Origin of the sequence: Nocardioides aquaticus, from assembly GCF_018459925.1 — a bacterium.
GTDB classification, from domain to species: domain Bacteria; phylum Actinomycetota; class Actinomycetes; order Propionibacteriales; family Nocardioidaceae; genus Nocardioides; species Nocardioides aquaticus.
The window spans coordinates 3,395,739-3,411,993 of sequence record NZ_CP075371.1; the positions used below are offsets into that span (position 1 = coordinate 3,395,739).

General features: G+C 75.6%; 16 protein-coding genes. 5 read left to right on the plus strand and 11 right to left on the minus strand.

The genetic code is table 11. From position 1 onward, the window contains the following. Positions 1-258: 258 nt before the first annotated feature. From ENKNEFLB_RS22690 to ENKNEFLB_RS16430, 7 genes are all read right to left on the minus strand, one after another. On the minus strand, positions 259-621 hold the full coding sequence (locus tag ENKNEFLB_RS22690; RefSeq protein WP_246535609.1) for a hypothetical protein: 363 nt from the start codon (positions 619-621) through the stop codon (positions 259-261). Between the two features lies 1 nt (position 622). Continuing rightward, entirely contained in the window at positions 623-1,345 is a 723-nt protein-coding gene (gene mtrA / locus ENKNEFLB_RS16405; protein ID WP_214056369.1) for an MtrAB system response regulator MtrA, read from the minus strand. A gap of 113 nt (positions 1,346-1,458) precedes the next feature. Beyond that, positions 1,459-2,904 (minus strand): adenosylhomocysteinase, encoded by a 1,446-nt coding sequence (ahcY, locus tag ENKNEFLB_RS16410; protein ID WP_214056370.1) that lies wholly within the window; start codon positions 2,902-2,904, stop codon positions 1,459-1,461. Positions 2,905-3,050: 146 nt separating this feature from the next. Further along, positions 3,051-4,085, minus strand: coding sequence for an SIS domain-containing protein (locus ENKNEFLB_RS16415; protein WP_214056371.1), 1,035 nt, complete (start codon positions 4,083-4,085; stop codon positions 3,051-3,053). Positions 4,086-4,118: 33 nt separating this feature from the next. After that, complete coding sequence (locus ENKNEFLB_RS16420) at positions 4,119-4,313, minus strand: Trm112 family protein (protein WP_246535610.1); 195 nt, start codon at positions 4,311-4,313, stop codon at positions 4,119-4,121. Beyond that, positions 4,310-5,686 carry a phosphomannomutase/phosphoglucomutase gene (locus ENKNEFLB_RS16425; RefSeq protein WP_214056372.1) on the minus strand — a complete coding sequence of 459 codons (1,377 nt, stop codon included), beginning with the start codon at positions 5,684-5,686 and terminating at the stop codon, positions 4,310-4,312. The genes ENKNEFLB_RS16420 and ENKNEFLB_RS16425 overlap by 4 nt, the downstream gene beginning before the upstream one ends. 32 nt (positions 5,687-5,718) lie before the next feature. Beyond that, positions 5,719-6,078 (minus strand): DUF3499 domain-containing protein, encoded by a 360-nt coding sequence (locus ENKNEFLB_RS16430; RefSeq protein WP_214056373.1) that lies wholly within the window; start codon positions 6,076-6,078, stop codon positions 5,719-5,721. A 50-nt stretch (positions 6,079-6,128) separates the two neighbouring features. Between ENKNEFLB_RS16430 and ENKNEFLB_RS16435 the strand changes: the two genes are divergently transcribed. Beyond that, positions 6,129-6,575, plus strand: coding sequence for a metallopeptidase family protein (locus ENKNEFLB_RS16435; protein WP_246535612.1), 447 nt, complete (start codon positions 6,129-6,131; stop codon positions 6,573-6,575). 58 nt (positions 6,576-6,633) lie between these two features. Here ENKNEFLB_RS16435 and ENKNEFLB_RS16440 read toward each other — a convergent pair whose 3' ends face one another. The 3 genes from ENKNEFLB_RS16440 to ENKNEFLB_RS16450 all read right to left on the minus strand — a co-directional run bounded on the left by ENKNEFLB_RS16440 (position 6,634) and on the right by ENKNEFLB_RS16450 (position 11,339). Continuing rightward, positions 6,634-8,064, minus strand: coding sequence for a DUF5719 family protein (locus ENKNEFLB_RS16440; RefSeq protein ID WP_214056374.1), 1,431 nt, complete (start codon positions 8,062-8,064; stop codon positions 6,634-6,636). Beyond that, positions 8,061-11,018, minus strand: coding sequence for a glycosyltransferase family 2 protein (locus ENKNEFLB_RS16445; protein ID WP_214056375.1), 2,958 nt, complete (start codon positions 11,016-11,018; stop codon positions 8,061-8,063). The genes ENKNEFLB_RS16440 and ENKNEFLB_RS16445 overlap by 4 nt, the downstream gene beginning before the upstream one ends. A 66-nt stretch (positions 11,019-11,084) precedes the next feature. Continuing rightward, on the minus strand, positions 11,085-11,339 hold the full coding sequence (locus ENKNEFLB_RS16450; RefSeq protein WP_160005924.1) for a WhiB family transcriptional regulator: 255 nt from the start codon (positions 11,337-11,339) through the stop codon (positions 11,085-11,087). A 152-nt stretch (positions 11,340-11,491) separates the two neighbouring features. On the opposite strand from ENKNEFLB_RS16450, the gene cofD reads away from it, so the two are divergent. The 3 genes from cofD (at position 11,492) to ENKNEFLB_RS16465 (ending at position 14,355) form a co-directional block, all read left to right on the plus strand. Beyond that, entirely contained in the window at positions 11,492-12,478 is a 987-nt protein-coding gene (gene cofD, locus ENKNEFLB_RS16455) for a 2-phospho-L-lactate transferase (protein WP_214056376.1), read from the plus strand. Next, positions 12,475-13,497 carry a coenzyme F420-0:L-glutamate ligase gene (gene cofE, locus ENKNEFLB_RS16460; RefSeq protein ID WP_246535613.1) on the plus strand — a complete coding sequence of 341 codons (1,023 nt, stop codon included), beginning with the start codon at positions 12,475-12,477 and terminating at the stop codon, positions 13,495-13,497. The genes cofD and cofE overlap by 4 nt, the downstream gene beginning before the upstream one ends. A 111-nt stretch (positions 13,498-13,608) precedes the next feature. Continuing rightward, a complete protein-coding gene (locus ENKNEFLB_RS16465; RefSeq protein ID WP_214056377.1) occupies positions 13,609-14,355 on the plus strand; it encodes a DUF3105 domain-containing protein in 747 nt (248 codons plus the stop codon). A gap of 6 nt (positions 14,356-14,361) precedes the next feature. On the opposite strand, the gene ENKNEFLB_RS16470 is transcribed toward ENKNEFLB_RS16465, so the two are convergent. Next, a complete protein-coding gene (locus tag ENKNEFLB_RS16470; RefSeq protein ID WP_214056378.1) occupies positions 14,362-15,465 on the minus strand; it encodes a mannose-1-phosphate guanylyltransferase in 1,104 nt (367 codons plus the stop codon). Between the two features lie 23 nt (positions 15,466-15,488). Between ENKNEFLB_RS16470 and ENKNEFLB_RS16475 the strand changes: the two genes are divergently transcribed. Next, a complete protein-coding gene (locus ENKNEFLB_RS16475; protein WP_214056379.1) occupies positions 15,489-16,229 on the plus strand; it encodes a TIGR03089 family protein in 741 nt (246 codons plus the stop codon). Positions 16,230-16,255: the final 26 nt, after the last annotated feature.

Sequence of the window (16,255 nt, forward strand, 5' to 3'; positions counted from 1 at the left end):
CGGGTGACCAGGGCCAGGGTCTCGCTCTGCTCGGCGAGGGGAACAGGTAGTACACGGTGTAGGTGTTGCCGTCGGAGGGCAGCCTGACCTGGGAGCCGACCACGACTCCCGGCCGCGTGCTGGCCGCGCCCTCCTCGTCGGTCGTCCGGATCGAGGTGTAGGTCCAGGCCGTCGCGGCGACGGTGGAGAAGTGCTCCTGCAGGGAGGCGGGGACGCTGTCCAGCTCGAGCCCGGGGCTGTACTCGGCGCCGCCGTCGATCAGGTCGGGCCCCCGACGGGCCCGGCCAGGACGACCGCGAACCCGCGGGTGTCCCCGCGCGAGATCAGCTGGTCGGCGAGCTCACGCTGCTGGCGCACGGAGTTGTTCTCGGTCCCGCTGGCCGCGCCCAGGCGGGCCTCGGCCTCGGTGGTCTCGTCGCCGGCCTCGGCCACGACCACGTCGACGCGGTTGTCGAGCAGCCCGTCGCGGGTCTGCTGGAGCAGCAGCCAGCCGACCACGCCCACCACGACCGCGGAGAGCAGCAGGGTGCTGACCACCACCCGGGCCTGGATCGAGCGCCGCCAGAAGGTCAGCCAGCGGCGCAGCCCGGCGGTGGAACCGGTCGGGAGCGCCGGCGGCACCTCAGCCGCCGGCCTTGTAGCCGACCCCGCGCACGGTCAGCACGACCTCCGGGTGCTCCGGGTCGTGCTCGACCTTCGAGCGCAGGCGCTGGACGTGCACGTTGACCAGCCGGGTGTCGGCGGCGTGGCGGTAGCCCCACACCTGCTCCAGGAGGACCTCGCGGCTGAAGACCTGCCACGGCTTGCGGGCCAGGCAGACCAGCAGGTCGAACTCCAGGGGCGTCAGGCTGATCGGGGCGCCGTCGCGGGTGACGACGTGACCGGCGACGTCGATGGCGAGGTCGCCGATCGTCAGCGCCTCGGAGGTCGGGCCGTCCACGCGACGCACCCGCGCCCGGATCCGCGCGACCAGCTCCTTGGGCTTGAACGGCTTGACGACGTAGTCGTCCGCGCCGGACTCGAGCCCGACGACCACGTCGACGGTGTCGCCCTTCGCCGTCAGCATGACGATCGGCACCCCGGACTCGGCGCGGATCTCCTTGCAGACGTCGATGCCGTCGCGGCCCGGCAGCATCAGGTCCAGCAGCACGACGTCGGGGCGGTAGTCGCGGAACTCGGCCATCGCCAGGTCGCCGCGGGTGCACATCCGGCTGTCGAAGCCTTCCTGCCGCAGCACGATGGTCAGCATCTCGGCCAGGGCGGCATCGTCGTCGACGACCAGGACGCGGCCGCGCGCGGGGGCTGCGTCGCCACCGGGGAGGTCGACGTCGGCGAAGGCGCTCATGGACCCATCTTGCCCCACCGGCACAGCGACGGCCCCCGACCCCGCCTGCGTCCGGTGGACGAGGGGGGTCGGGGGCCGGGCTGTGGACGGCCGGGGACCGTCCGGGGTCTACCTCAGTAGCGGTACTCGTCGGACTTGTACGGCCCGGAGGTCGGGATGCCGAGGTAGGCGGCCTGGTCGTCGCTGAGCGTGGTCAGCTTGACCCCGAGCGCACCGAGGTGCAGGCGGGCGACCTCCTCGTCGAGGTGCTTGGGCAGCACGTAGACGCCGACGGGGTAGTCCTGCGGCTTGGTGAAGATCTCGATCTGCGCCAGGACCTGGTTGGTGAAGGAGTTCGACATCACGAACGAGGGGTGACCGGTGGCGTTGCCCAGGTTCGTCAGGCGGCCCTCGGACAGCACGATGATCGACTTCTGCGTCTCCGGGAAGGTCCAGACGTCGACCTGCGGCTTGACGGTCTTGCGCGAGGCGACGCCGTCGGCCTCGAGGCCGGCCATGTCGATCTCGTTGTCGAAGTGACCGATGTTGGCGATGATCGCCTGGTGCTTCATCTGCTTCATCTGCTCGACCGTGACCACGTCGCGGTTGCCGGTGGCGGTGACGATGATGTCGGCCTGGCCGATGACGTCGTCGAGCGTGGTGACCTGGTAGCCGTCCATCGCGGCCTGCAGGGCGCAGATCGGGTCGATCTCGGTGACCACGACGCGGGCGCCCTGGCCACGCAGCGACTCCGCGCTGCCCTTGCCGACGTCGCCGTAGCCGCAGACGACGGCGACCTTGCCGCCGATCAGGACGTCGGTCGCCCGGTTGATGCCGTCGATGAGCGAGTGGCGGCAGCCGTACTTGTTGTCGAACTTCGACTTGGTGACCGAGTCGTTGACGTTGATCGCGGGGAAGAGCAGCGAGCCCTCACGCATCATCTCGTAGAGACGGTGCACGCCGGTGGTGGTCTCCTCGGTGACGCCGCGGATCTCGGCGGCGACCTGGGTCCAGCGGTCCTTGCTCGCGGCGAGGCTTGCCTGGAGCACCTCGAAGACGATCCGCTGCTCGGCGCTCTTGGCGGAGTCGAGCGCGGGCGCCTCGCCCTTCTTCTCGGCCTCGACGCCGAGGTGGACCAGCATCGTGGCGTCGCCGCCGTCGTCGAGGATCATGTTGGCGAAGACGTTCTCGCCGTCGACGACGCCCCAGTCCAGGATCTGCTGGGTGCACCACCAGTACTCCTGGAGGCTCTCGCCCTTCCACGCGAAGACCGGGACGCCCTGGGGGTCCTCGGGCGTCCCGTCACGACCGACGACCACCGCGGCGGCGGCGTGGTCCTGGGTGGAGAAGATGTTGCAGGAGGCCCAGCGGACCTCGGCGCCCAGGTCGACCAGGGTCTCGATCAGGACGGCGGTCTGGATCGTCATGTGCAGCGAGCCGGCGACGCGGGCGCCGCGCAGCGGCTTGTCCTTGCCGTAGCGCTCGCGCATGGCGACCAGGCCGGGCATCTCGTGCTCGGCGAGGGTGATCTCGGTGCGACCGTAGTCGGCCAGGGAGAGGTCGGCGACCTTGTAATCCACGGGATGTGCTCCTTAGTCCACGCTCAGGGCGTCGGGACGGGTGACGGACGGCGGACTTCGAGATTAGGACCGCCGCGGCGCTTCCACAGAATCCTCACGACCACCTATTTTCGCCTGCCCGCCCGGCCGGGCCCCGGCGGCGGAGGTCACCCGTCGACGAGGCCGAGCGCGAGGTACTCGCTGGCGTAGGTGCCCGAGAGCAGCAGGGAGGCGTAGCGGGCCACCTGGCCGGTCGCCTCGGACCCGAGCACCTCGACCCGCAGCCGCCGCTCGTCGGCCAGCCCGACCAGGCGGGCGCGCTGCTCGCGCGAGACCGGGTCCTCGGCGCCGTCGTCGAGCAGCAGCAGGGCCGGCTGCGGCGGACCCGCGCCGTCGGCCACGGGGTCGTCGAAGAGGTCGCGCGGACGGGCCGCGGCCAGCACGGGCCACAGCGTGTCGACGTCACCGGCCAGGGCCGCGCGACCGCTCGTGCGCCGCATCGACTCGGCCACCCGTCGCGCGGCGCGCTGGGCGAGCACGGACCCGCCCCACAGCAGCGGCACGCTGTCGGCCAGCGCGATGGCCAGCGCCTTGGCGGGGTTCACCGTCAGGTCACGGTGCGGCGAGGCCGACCGGGCGACGTCGTCGAGCGCGCCGGCCACCGTCTCGGGGTCGGCCTGCGGCCCCAGACCGACGCGGTGGAGGAGGTCGAGGACCACCACGGCCGCCGCCAGCTGGTCCCGGGTGGTGCACGGCAGCACGGCGCTGTCCCGGCCGGCGGCGTGCTCCACCACCATCGAGCCCGGCGGGCCCGCGACGACGACCTGGCAGCCGCGTCGCACGGCCTCCGCGACGGCGGAGGCCGTCCCGGGGTCCGAGCCCTCGGGGGCGAGCACGACCACGAGGTCCAGGGCCCCGGCCCAGCCCGGCAGCACCGGGTACGGCCACGCGACGAACGGCACCGGGCAGGCGGGCTCGAGCACGGCCCGCAGCAGCCGGGAGTCGGGACCGGCCGCGATCACCGCCCGGGGCCGGCTCTCCGCGGCACGCAGCGCGCCCGCGGCCTCCCCGGCCAGGGCGGCCTCCGCCTCGCCGGCGTCGCGGCGTACCCGGGCACCGGACCCGGCGAGGAACCGCAGCCGCTGGTCGACCGACGCCAGGGCCGCCTCGTCCTCCAGCCGGGACTCGTCGAACCAGGTCACCGCCGGCTCACCACCGGGTCGCCGTCGTCCGGGTCACCGTCGCACGGCCTCGTCGACCAGCAGCACCGGGATGCCGTCGCGCACGGGGTAGGCCAGGCCGCAGCCCTGGCAGACCAGCTCCTGGCCCGTCCCGTCCGGCGGGGTGCCCACCGCCAGGGCGGAGCGGCAGTCGGGGCAGACCACGACGTCGAGCAGCACCGGGTCCAGCGCCGGCTCCCCGGCGCTCATGCCGTCCCCCTGATCGTCGACAGGACCTCGTCGCGCACGCGTGCCATCGTCTCCTCGTCCTTCCCCTCGGCGTTGAGCCGCAGCAGCGGCTCGGTGTTGGAGGAGCGGACGTTGAACGTCCAGTCCTCGTGGCTCACGGTCAACCCGTCCAGGTGGTCGGTGCTGACCCCGGGCCGGGCGCCCCAGTCGGCCTCGATCGCCGCGACCAGGGCCGGTGCGTCCTGCACGGTCGAGTTGACCTCGCCGCTCAGGCGGTAGCGCTCGTAGGGCGCCAGCAGCGCCGACAGGGTGCCGCCGTCCTCGGCGAGGGCGGCGAGGGCGTGGAGCGCGGCGAGCATCCCCGAGTCGGCGCGCCAGAAGTCACGGAAGTAGAAGTGCCCGCTGTGCTCCCCGCCGAAGACCGCGTCGGTCTCGGCCATGGTCGCCTTGATGAACGAGTGACCGACCCGGGTCCGCACCGGGACGCCGCCGAGCTCGGCGACCAGCTCGGGCACGGCCCGGCTGGTGATCAGGTTGTGGATCACCGTCGAGCCGGGGTGGCGGGCCAGCTCGCGCTCGGCGATCAGCGCGGTCAGCGTCGAGGGCGGCACGAGCGCGCCGCGCTCGTCGACCAGGAAGCAGCGGTCGGCGTCGCCGTCGAAGGCCAGCCCGACGTCGGCGCCCTCGGCCAGGACGGCGGCCTGGAGGTCGCGCAGGTTCTCGGGGTCGATCGGGTTGGCCTCGTGGTTCGGGAAGCTGCCGTCGAGCTCGAAGTAGAGCGGGACGACCCGGACCCGGTCCGTGCCGAGCCGGTCGAAGACCGCCGGAGCGGTGTGCCCGGCCATGCCGTTCCCGGCGTCGACGACCACGGTCAGGGGGCGGCCCTCCACCGGCGCGAGCGCCAGCAGGTGCGCGGCGTACGCCTCGAGCACGTCGTGGGAGGAGATCGAGCCGGCGACCTCCGCCAGGGCCCCGCCGCCGGCCGCGGCGAGGTCGCGGACCGCGGTCAGCCCGGTGTCGCCGCCCAGCGGCACCGCTGCGGCCCGGCACATCTTGATCCCGTTGTAGGCGGCCGGGTTGTGGCTGGCGGTGAACATGGCCCCGGCGACGCCGAGGTGGCCCGAGGCGAAGTACAGCTGGTCGGTCGAGGCCAGTCCGATCATCGTCACGTCGGCACCGGCCTCGGCCGCGCCGTCGGCGAAGGCGCCCGCCATGCCGGGCGAGGTGGGGCGCATGTCGTGGCCGACCACCACGCGGGACTCCCCGACGACGTGGACGAACGCCCGGCCGACGACGCGGGCGAGCTCCTCGTCGAGCTGGTCGGGCACGGTGCCCCGGACGTCGTAGGCCTTGAACACGGCGGCCAGGTTCGCGGGGTCCAGGGTGGAGGACATGGGAGGACCCTAGCCGCGCCCCGGGGTGGGGCTCACTCGCTGGTCAGCACCCGCAGGTGGCCGCGCCGCCCGGTCTCCCGCGATCCCTCGACGGACGGCTCCGGCGCGCGCGGCGGCAGCGGCCGGGCGGCCTCGCGCACCGCGTCGGCCAGGGCCAGCAGGTCGTCGTCCGACGGCCCCCGGTCGCGGGTGTCGCGGGCCAGCCGGAGGACCTCCCAGCCACGCGGGGCGGAGAGGCGCTGGCCGTGCTGCTCGCACAGGTCGTAGGCGTGCGGCTCCGCGTAGGTGGACAGCGGTCCGAGCACGGCCGTCTGGTCGGCGTAGACGTAGGTCAGGGTGGACACGGCGGGCCGGCCGCACGGGGTGCGGGAACATCGACGGGCCAGGCTCACGTGGGCGACCGTACCCGGCGGCGACCGGGCCCCCGACTAGGCTCGCGGGCGTGGCGAGCGACCCGGCACCCCGACCCCGCACGCGCGACCGGCGCGGACGAGGGATGCGGGGCCCCGCGATCGTCCCGCGGGTCCCCGGGCGGCCCGAGACACCGACCCGGGCGGACCGCTTCGACGCGATGGTGCTGGCCTCGGTGACCGGGCTCGAGGAGCGCTGGCGCGAGCGCCTCGGCCTCGTCGAGTACGCCGTGGAGGACGCCCCGCAGGTCGGCGCCGACTGGGGCGGCAGCCCCGTCCCGCTCTCGGCCCTCGTCCACGCCGTCGGCACGACCCCGGCCCGGGTGGTGCTCTTCCGCCGACCACTCGAGCTGCGGGCCGAGGACCGCGAGGACCTGCGGGCGCTGGTGCACGCGGTCCTGGTCGAGCAGGTGGCGGCCCTGCTCGACCTCCCCCCGGAGGACGTCGACCCGCGCTACGCCGACGACCGGCCCGACTGACCCGCCGAGACGACGCTCGCGGCGCCCCGAGACGACGCTCGCGGCGCCCCGGGAGCGGTCAGGGCAGCGCCGGTCGCACGGCGCCGACCAGGGCGCTCGTCTCGAGGTCGTGCAGACGGACGACCGCCGCTCCCCCGCCGCCGTCCTCGCCGCGGACGACCACGGACGCGGCCGCGTCGGTGCCCCGCAGCCGGACCTCGAGCAGCCGGGTCCCCACGGGCAGCTCGAGCACCGTGGCCCGCTCCGGTGCCAGGTCGGCCCGCAGCCCCTCCGCCGGTCCGAGCACGTCCCCGTCGGCGTCGCGGGGCGTCGCCACGACGGCCCCGTCGCCGGAGGCCGCGGCGAGGACCAGCTCGATCGCCCCGGCCGGGAGCACGGTGGTCGTGCCGCCCTGGCCGAGGACCTCGGCCGCCGGGGTGACGGCGAGGTCGCCCTCGACGACGGTGCGCACCGCGGCGGTGACCGGACGGGACGCCTCCAGCCGCAGCCCCACCACGTCGTCGAGCGCTGCCCCGGCCAGCACCTCCTCGAGGTCGAGCGACGCGGTGCCCTGGGGGGCGACGTCGAGCCCGGGCGATCCCTCCGGGGTGAACTCGGAGTCCGCGGTCAGCACGGAGACCGCCACCCGGGCCTCGTCGTCGGAGGCGTTGGCCAAGACGAGCTCGCGCGGTGCCTCCTGACCGGGCAGGCCGAGCAGCAGGACGTCGGTGGCGGGGTCGGCCTGGGAGGCGGCCCACTCGGAGCCGGAGGCTCCCGCGCCGAGGTCGTCGAACCGGTCGAGGACCGCTGCCCCGACGCGTCCACGGGTGGTGGTGACGTGGAGCGCCAGGTCACCACGCCGGGGGACCTCCTCGGCCAGCTCGACCCGGACGACGCCCTGACCGGGCACCGCCACGCCCCGCAGCGACGGCGCGTCGACGACGCCGCGCGGACCGTGCACCACCACGTCGGCCACGGCCGGACCGCCGTCGGGGTTGGTCAGCTCGAGCACCGACGGCTGGCGGGGCGAGGCGCCCACGCCGGTGAACCACTGGTCGGGTCGCGGGTCGCGGCACTCCGGCGCCGTGGGCTCGCCCTCCTCGGGGAACCGGCCGGCCGCCAGTCCGGGCGCGAGGTCGCCCTGCCCGGTGACCTCGGCAGGCAGCGAGGCGGCCGCCGCGGGCGCCGCGGGCGCGGTGACGGGGACGGCGGGCTCGACCGCGACGTCGGCGACGTCCTCGCCCCGGCGCACCTCGACCTCACCGGCCTCGTCGCCGGTGGTGGCCACGACCACCGGGGCGTCCAGCCCGGGGCAGGTCGTGGTGGACCGGGTCAGCGTCGTGCGCTCGGGCGGCACGGCACCCGGGGCCGCCGGGTCGACGTCCACGGCGAGCAGCGCCAGCACGGTCAGCAGCGGCACGACCAGCGCGAGCACGGTCGTGACGTCGGGGCGACGCCGGCCGGCGGCGGAGGGGCGCGCACGCCGGCCCGGTGCGGGTGCGTGGCTCATCGGCGGGCCTCCCGGGTGGTCGGCGCCGCGAGCACCAGCACGGCCAGCACGGCCAGCGCCTGGACCACGAGCAGGACCGGGCGCCACCAGCCGTCGGAGCCGGAGACCGCGTCGGGGTCGAGCGCGCGCTCGACCTGCCAGGCACGGGTGCTGCGGTCCCCGGCACTGGCCTGCGCCAGTCCGCTGGTGGCGTCGAGCCCGGAGGCGACGCGACCGTCCACGGGCGCCGGGAGGACGAGGTACTCGACCCCGGCGTCGGCGAGGCCCGCGACCACGGCCGGGGTGGGCGCGGAGACCAGCGCCTGGACCAGACCGGTCAGCGCGGTGTCCTCGGAGGCCAGCGCCAGCACCTCGTCCTCGCCCACCGTGGCACCGTCGTCGCGCACCACGGTGTAGCGCAGCCCCTCCTGGACGGTGCCGCGCACCAGGAGGATCCCGTGCTCGGGACCCGTCGCGGCGCTCTGGAGCATGTAGGCCGGGACGTCACCGGCGGGCTCGTCGACCAGCTGCTCCTGACCGTCGAGGACGGCCCAGACCATCCCGCCGAGCGGCACCGCCAGCGCCGCCACGGCCACCGCCGCGGCCAGGGCCACGACCGGGCGGGGCCGCGCGGCCTCGCCCGTGCGCAACGAGCCGCCCTCGAGCAGGCCCTGCCCGCCGAGGACGGCAGCCGTCACCAGGCAGCCCTGCCACAGCACGACGAGGGCACCGAGACCGGGCGCGACGGCCACGCCGTCGAGGGTGAGCGGGACCAGGGAGACCAGGGCCGCCGTGACCGCGGCCACGGCCGCGACCAGCCAGCAGACCAGCACGCCGACCCGGCTGCGACGCGGCAGCAGCGCCGCCAGGCCGAGGACCAGCAGGACGACGCCCAGCCACGCGGGGGCTCCCAGGGCCCCGGCCTCGCCGACCCGCCCGAGCAACGCGCCCAGGCCGTCCGGGGCGAGCGCCGGGGCGCTCACCGGGGCCCCGGCCTCGAGCAGGAGCCCGGCCGCGCCGCCGTGCACGAGCAGCGGCAGCCACCACGGCAGCAGCAGCACCGGCACCACGCCGAGCGCCACCGCCGGCGGGCCCCACGCCGAGCGCTCACGTACGGCGACCGGGGCCAGCGCCGCGCTCACGGCCAGCACCACGACCCCGAGCAGCAGCGCGGCGAACCACGTCACGGGGGCGAACGCACAGACCAGGGTGAGCAGCAGGCCGGACCGCCACGCGGCGCGCCAGCGGCGGTCCGGGTCGGGGTCGGCGAAGCCGAGGCAGGCGTGCGCGGTCCACGGCAGCAGCACCGCCGCCACCACCGGGCCCAGCCGGCCCTCGCCCCACGCCCCGCTGGTCAGCGGGACCAGGGCGTAGGTGGTCGACCCGGCCAGCAGCAGCCAGCGCGACGCGCCGCGCGGGCTGGCCAGCCGTCCGACCACCCGCAGGAGGCGCCAGGAACCCCACAGCGCCAGCGGCGCGGCCAGCACCAGCAGGGACGACACCGCGCCGGCCGGCGTGAGGAGGGTGCCCAGCAGCGCGAGCGGAAGGACGTAGGCCGGAGCGGGCACCGCCGTGCCCTGGCCCAGCGGCAGCCAGGAGCCCGCGTACAGCGACCACCAGGCACCGACCGACTCCGGCGCCGGCGACAGCACGCCGCCGCTGACCGAGCCAAGGCCGGTGCGCCCGGCGACCAGCAGCCCGACCACCACGACCACCAGCAGGACGGCGATCGGCGTGGTCAGCAGCCGCACCAGCAGGCCGTTGTCGGCCGGCGCCTCGTCGTCCTCGGGCTCGGCACGCCGGGCCGCCATGGACGACGGGTCGTGCGCGGCGGTCGCCGCGCGCCGCCGCTCGGCGACGTCCGAGGCCTGGTCGGTGAGCGCCGAGGCCAGGTCGGACACGACGTCGAGCCCGTGCCGGTACGGCACCCAGAACGGCGCCCGCAGCCGGCTGACCCGCGCCTCGTCGGCCGCGCGACCGCCCCGTGCCGCGGTGCGTGCGCGTCGCGCCGCCCGCAGCTCGCCCGGGGAGGAGATCACCGAGAGCAGCGCCGCGAGGTCGTCGAGCGCCTCGCCGACCGCGCGGACCAGCACCAGGCCGACCATCCGCAGCAGCGTGCCGAGCACCAGCCGCACCACCATCAGCGGCAGCCGTCGGGCCGGGGCGTTGACCAGCAGCGTGTAGAGCGCGGCGCGGCGCTCCTGGTAGTGGGTGTGCCGTCCGGTCAGCGCCGTGCGTCGGGCACCGCGGTGGGCGGCCTCGGCGTGGAACACGACGGCCTGCGGCACCACGAGCGTCGTCCGCCCGGCGGCGGCCGCGCGCCACCCGAGGTCGAGGTCGTTGCCGAACAGCGGGAGCGCGGGGTCGAGGCCACCGAGCTCCTCGAGCACCCGGCGGCGCACCAGCATCCCGGCGGTGTTGACCGCCAGCACCTCCCGCAGCTCGTCGTGCTGTCCCTGGTCGTACTCGCCGCGCTCCAGGCCGGTCTCGCGCTGCCCGGTGCCGGAGATCGTGACGCCCAGCTCGAGCAGGCGGCGCAGCGAGGGCCACTCGCGCAGCTTCGGCCCGAGCAGGTCGGCCTCGGGGTGCTCGGCGGCCGCGGCCAGCAGCGCGTCGAGCGCGCCGGGGGCCGGGGTGGCGTCGTCGTGGAGCACCCAGACCCACTCGGGGGGCTCCCCGGTGGCAGCCAACCGGTCCAGACCGGTCTGGACCGCCTCGGGGAACGAGGTCGCCGAGCCGGCTCGGACCACCTCGCCGCGCAGCGGGCCCTGCGCGAGGGCGGCCTCGACCAGCGAGGCGCTCGCGTCCCTGCTGCCGGTGTCGACGCCGACGACCCGTCCGACCCGGGCCTGGGCCGCGAGCCCGTCCAGCACGGTCGGCAGCCACCGCTCGCCGTCGTGGCTGACCAGCAGCACGGCGACCGACGCCGGAGCGGGCCCGGGGCCAGGCTCAGGGGCGACGGAGGACGGAGACACGGTCCACCACTGTACAAACGCGGAGGACCGCCGGACGCCACGGGACGCGGCGCCGGGTGGGTGGGCTCAGATCGCGAGCTTCTTCAGCTTGCGGCGCTCCCGCTCGGACAGCCCGCCCCAGATGCCGAAGCGCTCGTCGTTCATCAGCGCGGCCTCGAGGCACTCGGTCCGCACGTCACAGCTGAGGCACACCTTCTTGGCCTCACGGGTCGATCCCCCCTTCTCGGGGAAGAACGCCTCGGGGTCGGTCTGCGCGCACAACGCACGCTCCTGCCAACCCTCGGTGTCGATCTCGGGTTCGAGGAGGAAAAGCTCTCTCATGGTGCACGCCCTTTCGACCCTGCTGGTGTGGTTCCGACCCTGCGCCGAGAGGGTGGGGACCCGAACGACACTGTGGGAATTACATGCCTGTCGTGCCACGGAAGTCAAGCCCGGATCTGCTATGTGCAGAACCCACCCGGCACAGTAGGCACATGCGTAAGATCACCGTGCTCTCGGGCGGCATCGGCGGCGCCCGGTTCCTCCAGGGCCTGCTCCACCTGCTCCCCGACGCCGACGTCACCGTGGTGACCAACACCGCCGACGACCTGTGGGTCCACGGCCTCAAGGTCTGTCCCGACCTCGACACCGTGATGTACACCCTGGGGGACGGCATCGACCCGGAGCGCGGCTGGGGCCGCCGCGACGAGTCCTGGGGCGTCAAGGAGGAGCTCGCGGCCTACGGGGTCGAGCCGACCTGGTTCGGTCTCGGCGACCGCGACGTCGCCACCCACCTCGTCCGCACCCAGATGCTCGAGGCCGGCTACCCGTTGACGGCGGTCACCGAGGCCCTGTGCCGCCGGTGGCGGCCGGGCGTGCGCCTGCTCCCGATGACCGACGACCGCGTGGAGACCCACGTCGTGGTCGCCGACCCCGACGCGCCGAGCGGGCGACGGGCCATGCACTTCCAGGAGTACTGGATCCGGCTGCGTGCGACCGTCCCCGCCGAGCAGGTCGTCGTGGTCGGGCTGGAGGACTCCTCCCCCGCGCCGGGCGTGCTGGAGGCCCTGGCCGGGGCCGACGTCGTGCTCGTCCCGCCCTCGAACCCGGTCGTGTCCGTCGGCACGATCCTCGGCGTCCCCGGCGTGCGCGACGCCCTGCGCGCCACCGCGGCCCCCGTCGTCGGGTTGTCGCCCATCGTGGGCGGGACCCACGTGCGGGGCATGGCGCGGCAGATGCTCGAGGCCGTCGGCGTCGAGGTCAGTGCGGCCGGGGTGGGCCTGCACTACGGGTCCCGCGCCGCCGACGGGGTGCTCGACGGCTGGCTGGTCGACACCTCCGACGCCGCCGACGCCGAGCGGGTCTCGGCCGCCGGGCTGCCGGCCCGCGCGGTGCCGCTGATGATGACCGACCTCGACGCGACCGCCGCCATGGTGCGCGCCGCCCTCAACCTGGCCGCCGCGGCCCCGGTCCGCGGGTGACACCGGGGGGCTCCCTGCGGGTCCACGCCCCGGACGGGACGCCGGAGGTCGCCGCGGGCGACGACCTGCTCGGCCTGGTGCTCACCGTCCTGGGCGACGCGGGGCTCGACCTCGCCGACGGCGACGTCCTGGTCGTCACCAGCAAGGCCGTGGCCAAGGCGGAGGGCCGGGTCGTCGACGGCACCCGCGAGGAGCACCTCGACGCCGAGACCGCACGGCTGGTGGCACGCCGTGGACCGACCCGGATCGTGCGCACCCACCACGGGCTGACCCTGGCCGCGGCCGGGATCGACGCCTCCAACGTGGCCACCGGGCGGGTCGTGCTGCTGCCCGTCGACCCCGACGCCACCGCCGGCCGCCTGCGCGAGGAGGTGCTCGCGCGCACCGGGCGCACCGTCGGCGTGGTGGTCACCGACACCGCCGGCCGGGCGTGGCGCGAGGGCCAGACCGACATCGCCGTGGGCGCCGCCGGCCTGGTCGTCCTCGACGACCACGCGGGCCGCGTGGACGCCCACGGCAACCCCTTGCTGGTGACCGCGCCGGCGGTGGCCGACGAGATCGCCGGTGCCGCCGAGCTCGCCCAGGGCAAGCTGCACGCCCGCCCGTTCGCGGTCGTGCGCGGCCGGGCGGACCTGGTGCTGGCGGCCGACGACGACGGTCCCGGCGCGCGGGCCCTGGTGCGGCCCGAGGGCGCCGACCTCTTCGGCTGGGGCGCGCGGGAGGCGGTCGTCCGGGCGGTGCGTGGCGACGTCGAGGACGCCGCCCCCTTCGGCTCGGCGGCCGCGGTCGAGGACCTGGTGACGGCGCTGGGGGTCGCGCTGGGCGACGGCGCGGCCGTACGACCCGCGGGGCCGGGGCTGCTGCACCTCGACCTCGACCCCGGCGGCGGCCACCACCCCGCGCGCGAGGGCGGGATGCACGCGGTGGTCTTCGCCCACGGCTGGGTGGCCGACCGCGCCGCGGGGAGCAGCACGTACGCCCTGCGCCCGCGGTCCGCCGGCCCACCGGCCGGTCCGTAGACTCGCCCCCGGATCCCGCGCGGGCCGCCCGTCGGCGCGCCCGCCCCCGTGACCGCGGCGGGCCACAGACCGTCAGTCCCGCCCCCACCAGACCCGGAGGTGCTCCGCGCCGTGGCCAAGTCCACCAAGAGCCAGAAGTCAGACCGCAAGGCCACGATCGACGCCCTGACCAAGAAGCAGCGGTCCGCCGAGCGCGGCCGCGGCCTGGCCATCGTCGTGGTCTGCGTGGCCGTCGCGCTCGTGATCGTGGGGGCCGCCGCCTACCGCCCGATCGCGAACTGGTGGGAGCTGCGCCAGTTCGAGGACGTCGAGCTGGCCTCGCTCGGTGCCCCGGTCAGCGCCTGCGGCGAGGTGGAGACCAAGAAGGCGGAGGGCAACCAGGAGCACGTGCCCGAGGGCACGCCGGTCGAGTACGAGCAGAGCCCGCCCGCGTTCGGCGCGCACTACGACACCCCGGACACGATGGCCCGCAAGCTCTACGCCGCCGACGACCGGCCGGACCTGCGCGAGCTGGTGCACAACCTCGAGCACGGCTACACCTTCGTCTGGTACGACGAGACGATCGCCGCCGACGACGAGGCGATGACCGAGCTGCGCGCGGTGGCCAGCCAGTTCCCCGGCACCGACAACTACCGCTACAAGTTCAAGGCCGTGCCGTGGACCGAGGAGGACGGCGAGCCGTTCCCCGACGGCCAGCACGTCGCGCTGACGCACTGGTCGGCCGGCGGCGCGGGCAACACCGACGTCAGCGAGCAGCGGGGCGCGTGGCAGTACTGCTCGGAGTTCTCCGGCGAGGCGTTGTCCTCGTTCATGGAGGAGTACCCCTACTTCGACTCCCCGGAGCCGAACGGCGGCTGAGCCGGGTCAGGTCAGGTCGGCGCGACCCTGCGCCACGAGCCGGGCGACCACCTGCTTGACCTCCTGGGCCCGCTCGCGGGTCGTCACCAGCAGCGCGTCGGGCGTGTCGACGACGACGACGTCCTCGAGGCCGACGACCGCGACCACGCGGCCGGCCGCGGGCACGACCAGGCCGGTCGTGCCGAGCGCGGTCACCAGCGCCTGGTCACCGATCACGCGCGGCCCGTCGGCCGGCTCCGGCAGCAGGGTGGCCAGGGAGTCGAAGTCGCCGACGTCGTCCCAGCCGAAGCTGCCGGGCACCGTGGCCACCACGCCCTCGTCCGCCGCCGGCTCGGCGACCGCGTGGTCCAGCGCGATCCGCGGCAGCGCCTCCCAGCCCCGGGCGAGGCGGTCCTGCAGGCCGTCGGTGCCCCCGGCGGCCAGCGCCCGCAGGTCGCGGGCGAAGTCGGGGTGCCAGCGGGCGAGCAGGTCCAGCAGGACCGTCGGGCGCACCACGAACATCCCGGCGTTCCACCGGTAGCGGCCGCTGGCGAGGTAGCCGCGGGCGACCTCCTCCGTCGGCTTCTCGACGAAGGCCTCGACCTGGTAGCCGCCCGACCCCGGCAGGGCGGGGCCGACCTGCAGGTAGCCGAACGCCGTGGAGGCGAAGGTCGGCTCGATGCCGATCGTCACCAGCCGGTCCCCGCGCGCGACCTCGGCCGCCTCCGTCACGGCGGCGCGGAAGCCCGGCTCGTCGGTGATGACGTGGTCGGCGGCGAAGGAGCCCATCACGGCGTCGGGGTCGCGCTGCTCGAGCAGCGCCGCGGCCAGGCCGATGGCGGCCATCGAGTCGCGCGGGGACGGCTCGGCCAGGACCGCGGCGGGGTCCAGTCCGTCGAGCTGGCCCACCACGGCGTCGCGGTGGGCGGCGCCGGTCACCACCAGGAACCGGTCCTCGACCAGCGGTGCCAGCCGGTCGTGGGTGGCCTGGAGGAGCGAGCGGCCGCTGCCGGTCAGGTCGCGCAGGAACTTCGGCTCGTGGCGTCGTGACAGCGGCCAGAGCCGGGTGCCGGCGCCGCCGGCGGGGACGACGGCCCACAGGTGGGGCACGGCGGAGGACGGGGAGGACATGGCCGCACCCTAGGCTGAGGGCGATGTCCACGACCCCGCCGTCCACCTTCGCCGGCGTGCTCGCCCGCGCCCTGGCCCACGACCCCGGCCGGCCGGTGGTGACGTTCTACGACCACGCCACCGACGAACGGGTCGAGCTGTCGGTGACCACCTACGCCAACTGGGTCGCGAAGGCGGCCTCGCTGTTGTGCGAGGAGCACGACCTCGAGCGCGGTGACCGGGTGCGGGTGGACCTGCCGGTCCACTGGCTCGGCCCGGTCTTCCTCGGGGCGGCCTGGACGGCGGGGCTCGTGGTCGTCCTGGACGGCGACGACCCGGCCGACGCGGTCGTCTGCGGCCCGGACGGTCTCTCCCGCTGGGCGCCGCACGCCGACGACGTCCCGGTGCTGGCCTGCTCGCTGCGCCCGATGGGGGTGCGCTTCGCCGAGCCGCTGCCGCCGGGGGTGCACGACGTCGGCCTCGAGGTCTGGGGACAGCCCGACGCCTTCACCCCGCTGGACCCGCCCGGTCACCATGACGTCGCGGTCGAGGTCGACGGCGCCGAGCAGACCCAGGGGGACCTGTGGCGGGCGGCCGCCGCCGGGAGTCACCTCACCGACGGCGACCGCCTCCTCACGGAGACGAACCCGGCTTCCCCACCAGGTCTGGCCTCCTTCACCGAGCCGCTGGTGCTCGGCGGCTCGGTGGTCCTCGTCGCGCGGGCCGACGCCGCGCGGATGGACGCGACGTACGCCGCCGAGCGGGCCACGGCCCGCGACCGCTGACCGGCCCGCGACCGCTGACCCGCCCG